Origin of the sequence: Protofrankia sp. CiT1 (assembly GCF_917627335.1) — a bacterium.
In the GTDB taxonomy this organism is placed as follows: Bacteria; Actinomycetota; Actinomycetes; order Frankiales; family Frankiaceae; genus Protofrankia.
In genome coordinates, this window is record NZ_CAKJTP010000134.1 from 4,910 (window position 1) to 11,202 (window position 6,293).

Here is a 6,293-nt window from a genome sequence, read left to right on the forward strand (position 1 = left end):
AGAACTTCCGGCGCCGACCACTTAGCGCCTGCCGGTAGGGTCAGTCGTCGTGAAGCGTTCCGACGGCAGGACATTCGACGAACTTCGCCCGGTAATGATCACTCGTGGCTGGCAGGACCATGCTGAGGGTTCGGTATTGATCGAATTCGGGCGGACGCGGGTGTTGTGCGCCGCGTCCGTGACCGAGGGCGTACCACGCTGGCGTAAGGGCAGCGGCCTGGGCTGGGTGACCGCGGAGTACGCGATGTTGCCGCGGGCGACGAACACCCGCAACGACCGTGAGTCGGTGCGGGGGCGCATCGGTGGCCGGACTCATGAGATCTCCCGGCTGATCGGCCGCAGCCTGCGCGTCTGCATCGATCTCAAGCTCCTCGGCGAGAACACGATTGCGATCGACTGTGACGTCCTGGTGGCCGACGGCGGTACCCGTACCGCCTCCATCACCGGCGCCTATGTGGCTTTGTCCGACGCGTGCGCCTGGCTGGGCCGCCCGGATGCGGTGATCCGCAGTGTGGCCGCGGTGAGCGTCGGCGTCGTCGGCGGTCAGCCCGTGCTGGACCTCGCCTATGACGAGGACGCCGGTGCCGATACCGACATGAACGTGGTCTGCACGGGTGACGCCGGCTTTGTCGAGGTCCAGGGCACGGCGGAGGGCATGCCCTTCGACCGGGCCATGCTCGACCAGCTGCTTGATCTGGCCGTCCGGGGGTGCACACGGCTGACCGACATCCAGCGGGCGGCACTCGCCCAGGTGCGTCCGGTGCCGTCGGGAGGGCCGCGCCCCGCGTCCCGCGCGTCCGCCCGGTGATCGCCGATGATTGCGGATGGAGGCCTTGCGCGCAGTGCGGTCGGGCCGGCCCGTGTCGTATTGGCGAGCCGCAATAACGCCAAGATCGTCGAGCTGGGCCGTATTCTCGCGGCCACGGGGCTGACCATCGAGCTGCTGGCGTTGCCCGATGGCCCGGAGGTTCCCGAGACCGGGGCCACCTTTGCCGAAAATGCCCTGATCAAGGCGCGGGACGCGGTACGGGTCACCGGTCTGCCTGCCGTGGCGGACGATTCAGGGCTCGCGGTCGATGCCCTCAACGGCATGCCCGGGGTGCTGTCCGCGCGCTGGGCCGGGTCGCGGCCGCGGGTGTCCCCAGCGGAGCGGGACGCCGCCAACAACGAGCTCCTGCTGGCCCAGCTGGCCGATGTGCCCGCGGCGCGGCGCGGCGCGGTGTTCGTGTGCGCGGCGGCCCTGGTGATCCCGGGCGGGGGCGAACAGGTCGTGCACGGCGAGATGCGCGGACGGCTGCTGACCGCGGCGCGCGGGACCGGCGGTTTCGGTTACGACCCGTTGTTCGTGCCGGACGGCGAGGAGCGGACCAGCGCGGAACTCAGCCCGGCCGAGAAGGACGCTATCAGTCATCGGGGACGGGCGTTCGCAGAGCTTGCGGGCGTCCTGCGGGGGCAGCTGGGCGTCTGAGCGGCTTCCGCCGGCCGCTCTCCGCCCATCTTCGGGGAGCGGCCGGACATGTCCGGAGAGTTATATCTGGCGATCTGTTAGCGGAGATTTGGACACGTTCCGTGATTGACCTCCCGTCACTGCGCAGGCGGCGGTGAAATCCGGCAAAAGACATGGCAGTAGACCACGCCAAAACGGGTACATGGAGGCCAATTGCCGTGTAAGCTAGAACCACCTGTAATCGATCAGTGACTATTTGCTATCGGCAGGGTAGGTTAAGGACGCGGCTGAGGTGTCCGGGTCGTTCCCATCCGTCCCCGACTCGTGACACCCCAGTCGCGTCCTCGATCACCCTCGGTGTGCGCTGGTCTGAGTCATGGGTGCGCGAGCGTTGGCGCGCCGGGCGCTGGCGGCGCTCAGGCGCGGAACCTGACGACGATCTCCGGCGGGGCCGCGGCTCCTGAACTGGTGATGGTCATGATGGTGTGCCAGCAGCCTGCCTGACCGCGGTGGGATCAACTGTCTACCGCCGCGTCGGCGTCCTCCGGGTGCGGGTGCGGGTGGCTGGTGAGATGGCCGAACGCGGTGTGGGCATCGTCCGCCGCGCGGCAGCGGCCCATGTCGATCTCTTCCTGGATCTCCGGGTTGGCGCACAGCACTGCCGCCGGCCACCACCGTTCGACCACATCCTGGACGGCATCCAGGTCGGACTGGTTGTCGGCGTGCGCCAGCGCGTTTCGGAACTCCGCCTCGAACTCTGCCCTGCGGTCCGGGTCGAGGGCGGCATGCACGCCTGGCCCTGTCTTGTTCACCCGGATCCGCACCCCATGCGGCGAGGTTGTCACGTCCGCGTCAGCCATGCGCTTATTGTCTCGTCCGGCTGTCCGCACCCCAGGCGGGGCCTGACCGCTCGCGGCAGGTATCGCGGCAGGTACGAGGGCGGTAGGTATGAGGGATGAACCTGGACGCCGATGAGGTACGCGGCCGGTTTGCCGCCGCTGAGGTTGCCCGGCTGGCCACGGCGGACGCGAGCGGGCAGCCCCACTTGGTGCCCATCACCTTCGCACTGCACGACGATGTGATCGTGACCGTGGTGGACCACAAGCCCAAACGGTCGATGGCTCTGCGTCGCTTAGCCGACATCGCGGTCAACCCGAGGGTCAGCCTGATCGTCGATTACTACGCGAACGACTGGAACCTGCTGTGGTGGGCTCGAGCCGACGGTGTCGCCCGCATTCTCGATGACGGATCCGCCTGGCATGACGCGATTGACCAGCTGGTGGCAAAGTACGATCAGTACCGCGAGCGCCGGCCGGTGGGCCAGGTCATTCTCGTTGAGGTCCGCCGCTGGATCGGCTGGGCCTGTCTCGGGCACGCGCAGGCCCCTGGGGAACCCGCGGGCGCTCCCGTGGCGCCCACCGGCCGGCGCGTACCGCCCGGTCTGCCCGTTGCCCCGCCCGGTCTGCCGGCTGTCCCAGGCGGTACGCCCGGCTGTACCGGCCTCGCCTACTGATCCGTACGTGGTGGTCACCTGCGGGTAACGCGGTTATCACATGATCAGACGACTCTTGCATAGTGAATCTTGTCTTTGGGCGAGATGCGACGGGACGCCAAGCCGTGTCGTGCTCGGGCCATTGGGGCGTGTCGGGGCTGACCGGGTGTGCCGGCAGCGCGCGCCCGGCATGCGATGCGGGGGTACCGAACGAGCGATTGGGAGGAGGCGGTGGGGCCGGTGGCGGCAACCAGCGCGAACGCGGACGACGGTGACGACGCTGACGACGGGACCGGTGACGGCGGGGCTGCGCGCGGGCAGCTGCCCGTCCTGTACGGGGTCATTCGTTTTGAGTCGGGGGAGACGCGGCAGATTCGTGACGCGACGGTCACTTTTGGTTCGGCCGAGTCAGCGGAACTGTTCGCGGTTGAGAACGGTTGGCATGATTACCAGGTCACGCCACTTTTCTTCTTCGTGGACATCGCCGCGACGGCTGGGATCCGGATGTCGCCGGATGCCGCGTTGGTGTGGGCGGGCGGCCGGTCCGCCATACGGTGAGATGGAGAGCGTTCGGTAGCTGATGGGCCGGGCCGGCGGTGGGCCAGCGGTGGGCCAGCGGTGAGCCGGCCCATCAGCGTCGCCGCCCGGTGTACTCCACCAACCCGCCGCCTGGGCCTGTGGGCACGCCACCAGCCTGGTTGCGCGGAAAACAGATCACGGAAAACCACGGCCGAACAGTTCCACCTGCAATTTCTCGGTACCGGCGTACCGGCGTACCGGCGTACCGGCGTACCGCGGGGCGCGGGCGCGGGGCGCGGGCGCGCGGGCAGCGGCTCATGACATCGACGATAAACACGGTACGGCCGTTCGCCAATGCGCCGAAAGCCGTTTCCGTACCGTCCAGGGTGATTGTTGACGGGACACGCGAATCTGTCGGAGCCCGGCCTTTCAGCAGCCGCCGGCGGTCCGCTAACGGATGTTGGGATTTCAGGAAGCAACCGGGTCGCGCAACGGATACACACCGGCCATATGCGTATCATGTCGTGATCTGATCACGATCGGCCTGAGTGACACATCCCACTCGGGGAACAGTCAAGGTGCGGTTTATTTCATACTATTTCCGGCCAAACCGGTTGCCTGGCCGGTGAGCGGCACGCTGTCCGGCGAACCCCTTGAATGAAGGTCCGTGCGCCGGATGTACGTTGTTCAGCATCCGTTATGAATCTCGATCTACCCTGACGCCATGACGCCAGGCTGGATAGCCGCCGAAAAAGCGGGTCCCGCGACAGCAGCTGACGGGACCGCCGTCGTGCTGCCCCCGGTCACCATTCCCCACCAGCGCATTACTCACCCGTTGGTGCGGGATGCGTCCGGTGGGTGTGCACTGGACGCGCTTTCACCGGCGGCGTTGCGGCCGCATTGGCCTCGTGTTCGCGTGGGATGGCCGCGCCAGCCCCGCGCGCTGATCGGGATCGCCATCGCGATCCCGATGGTCCTGCTGCTTGTGACCAGGTTTCGCACCGAGGTAACCGCCAAGCTGTCGAACGTCGCGGCTCCCGCCTGGCCTTGGCTTGTGGTGTGCGGGTTCGCCTCCGCCCTGTTCTTCCTGGCCAACGCGCTGGCCCTACGCGCGGCCAGCGGGCTGCCGCTGCGGCTGCACACGGCGACAGGGGTGCAGCTCGCGGCCGCGGCGGCGAACCGGCTACTGCCGGCGGGCCTTGGAGCGATCGCGGTGAACGTGCGCTACCTGGAACGCCAACGGCTCACCCGGTCAGCCGGGCTGGGTGCCGTCGCCGCGGTGAAGGTTGTCGTGGCGCTCGCGCATGTGGCCGGAATCGTGCTTGTCACCGGGCTGGCGAACGGTCCAGGTGCCGGAAACGCGATGAGCGCGCCCGTTGAGCTGATCAATCGGCACATGCGTTCCAGGCTGGCCTTTGGATGCGTCGCGGGCTGCCTGCTTGCCTGCGCCATGCTCAGTGCGCACCCCCGGATCCGGAACCGATTGAAACCTCCGCTGGCAGCCACCGGCAGGCATCTCCTGCTGCTCGCCCGTTCCCCGCGGCGGACCGCGATCCTGCTCGCCTCCGCCGCCGGCATCAAAATCACCCAAATCGTGGCGTTGGCGTCGTGCGTCTGGGCGTTCAACGGCTCTGGGACCTTGCTGTCCATCGCGACGATCTACCTGATCGGTGCGGCAGTGGCCGGAGCCGTGCCGACGGCGGGCAACGTCGGGGCGCTCGAGCCGGCGCTGGCCCTCGGTCTCACCGCCGTCGGGGGCGACGCCGCGTCCATGCTCGCCGCTGTTCTCGTGTACAGACTGATCAGCTACTGGCTTCCGGTACTACCCGGGATGGTGACGCTGACCGCCCTGCGCCGCCGCGACGTACTGTGATCTCCTTGCTATGATCTTCGTACTGTCGCCCCGCCCGGGGTTCCCGATACCTCGCGGCGCTGGCCGCGGGTTGCCGCTGTCGCGGGCGGTGCCGGCAGGTCAGCCGACGCCGAGTCCTTTGGCGACCCGAGCGCCGAGGTCCGGGTCGACGTCGCGCCAGTACTCCACGACCCGCCGCTGGACCTCGGGCTGAACATCCTGGGATGCATGCCCGACGATGTTGCTCACCAGATGGTCACGGTCGGTGTCGGACATCACGTCCCGGTACAGGGCGCCCGCCTGGCCGAAGTCACTGTCGTCACGGTGCGGTGTGTACGCCGACCGCACGAACTCGCCGTCAGCCGCCCACACCGCGTCGTCGGCGTACCGGGCCGTGTCGGCCCGGGGCCCGCCGTAGCTGTTCGGCGCGTACACCGGGTCGCGGGACGGCTCGTAACGCATCGCGCCGTCCTTGTTGTAGGAGCTGACCGGAGATTTCGGGCGATTAATCGGTAGCTGTAGATAATTTGGGCCAATCCGGTGACGATGCGTGTCCGGATAGGAGAACAGCCGGCCAAGCAACATCTTGTCCGGGCTCGGGCCGATCCCGGGCACCATGTTGGCCGGTTCAAAGGATGCCTGTTCCACTTCGGTAAAGTAGTCGCCGGGATTACGGTTCAGGACCATACGGCCGATCGTGATCGGCGGATAGTCCGCGTGCGGCCAGACCTTGGTCAGATCAAAGGGGTTGAAACGGTAGGTGGCCGCAGCCGCGAACGGCATGAGCTGAATTTCCAGTCGCCAAGACGGATAGTCACCATTGTGGATCGACGACGCGAGATCACGGATATGGCGGTCCGGGTCGATCGCAACCGTCGCCTTCGCCTCGCCGTCGGTGAAGTTGTCGATGCCCTGCTCGGTCTTGAAGTGATACTTCACCCAGAACCGTTCATGTGCCGCGTTCACCCACATGAAGGTGTGGC

At 67.5% G+C, this 6,293-nt stretch carries 7 protein-coding genes; 5 read left to right on the forward strand and 2 right to left on the reverse strand.

The features are described from left to right. Positions 1-49: 49 nt before the first annotated feature. A complete protein-coding gene (rph, locus tag MJ785_RS17265) occupies positions 50-808 on the forward strand; it encodes a ribonuclease PH (protein ID WP_239404874.1) in 759 nt (252 codons plus the stop codon). Between the two features lie 6 nt (positions 809-814). Then, complete coding sequence (gene rdgB / locus MJ785_RS17270) at positions 815-1,468, forward strand: RdgB/HAM1 family non-canonical purine NTP pyrophosphatase (protein ID WP_239308676.1); 654 nt, start codon at positions 815-817, stop codon at positions 1,466-1,468. A 494-nt stretch (positions 1,469-1,962) separates the two neighbouring features. Here rdgB and MJ785_RS17275 read toward each other — a convergent pair whose 3' ends face one another. Next, positions 1,963-2,307 carry a DUF6247 family protein gene (locus MJ785_RS17275; protein ID WP_239308677.1) on the reverse strand — a complete coding sequence of 115 codons (345 nt, stop codon included), beginning with the start codon at positions 2,305-2,307 and terminating at the stop codon, positions 1,963-1,965. Positions 2,308-2,402: 95 nt separating this feature from the next. On the opposite strand from MJ785_RS17275, the gene MJ785_RS17280 reads away from it, so the two are divergent. The 3 genes from MJ785_RS17280 (at position 2,403) to MJ785_RS17290 (ending at position 5,331) form a co-directional block, all read left to right on the forward strand. Further along, positions 2,403-2,960 (forward strand): TIGR03668 family PPOX class F420-dependent oxidoreductase, encoded by a 558-nt coding sequence (locus MJ785_RS17280; protein ID WP_239308678.1) that lies wholly within the window; start codon positions 2,403-2,405, stop codon positions 2,958-2,960. Positions 2,961-3,170: 210 nt separating this feature from the next. Continuing rightward, entirely contained in the window at positions 3,171-3,497 is a 327-nt protein-coding gene (locus MJ785_RS17285) for a hypothetical protein (RefSeq protein WP_239381785.1), read from the forward strand. A gap of 877 nt (positions 3,498-4,374) precedes the next feature. Further along, positions 4,375-5,331: a YbhN family protein gene (locus MJ785_RS17290; RefSeq protein ID WP_239381787.1), complete on the forward strand. Its 957-nt coding sequence runs from the start codon at positions 4,375-4,377 to the stop codon at positions 5,329-5,331. Positions 5,332-5,430: 99 nt separating this feature from the next. Here the strand turns inward: MJ785_RS17290 and MJ785_RS17295 are convergent. Continuing rightward, positions 5,431-6,293 (reverse strand): catalase (locus MJ785_RS17295; RefSeq protein ID WP_239381789.1); only part of this gene is annotated, 863 nt, incomplete at its 5' end.

Coding starts and splice junctions, on each gene's coding strand:
- rdgB (WP_239308676.1), top strand. CDS start 815: ATGATTGCGGATGGAGGCCTTGCGCGCAGTGCGGTCGGGCCGGCCCGT.
- MJ785_RS17280 (WP_239308678.1), top strand. CDS start 2,403: ATGAACCTGGACGCCGATGAGGTACGCGGCCGGTTTGCCGCCGCTGAG.
- MJ785_RS17275 (WP_239308677.1), bottom strand. CDS start 2,307: ATGGCTGACGCGGACGTGACAACCTCGCCGCATGGGGTGCGGATCCGG.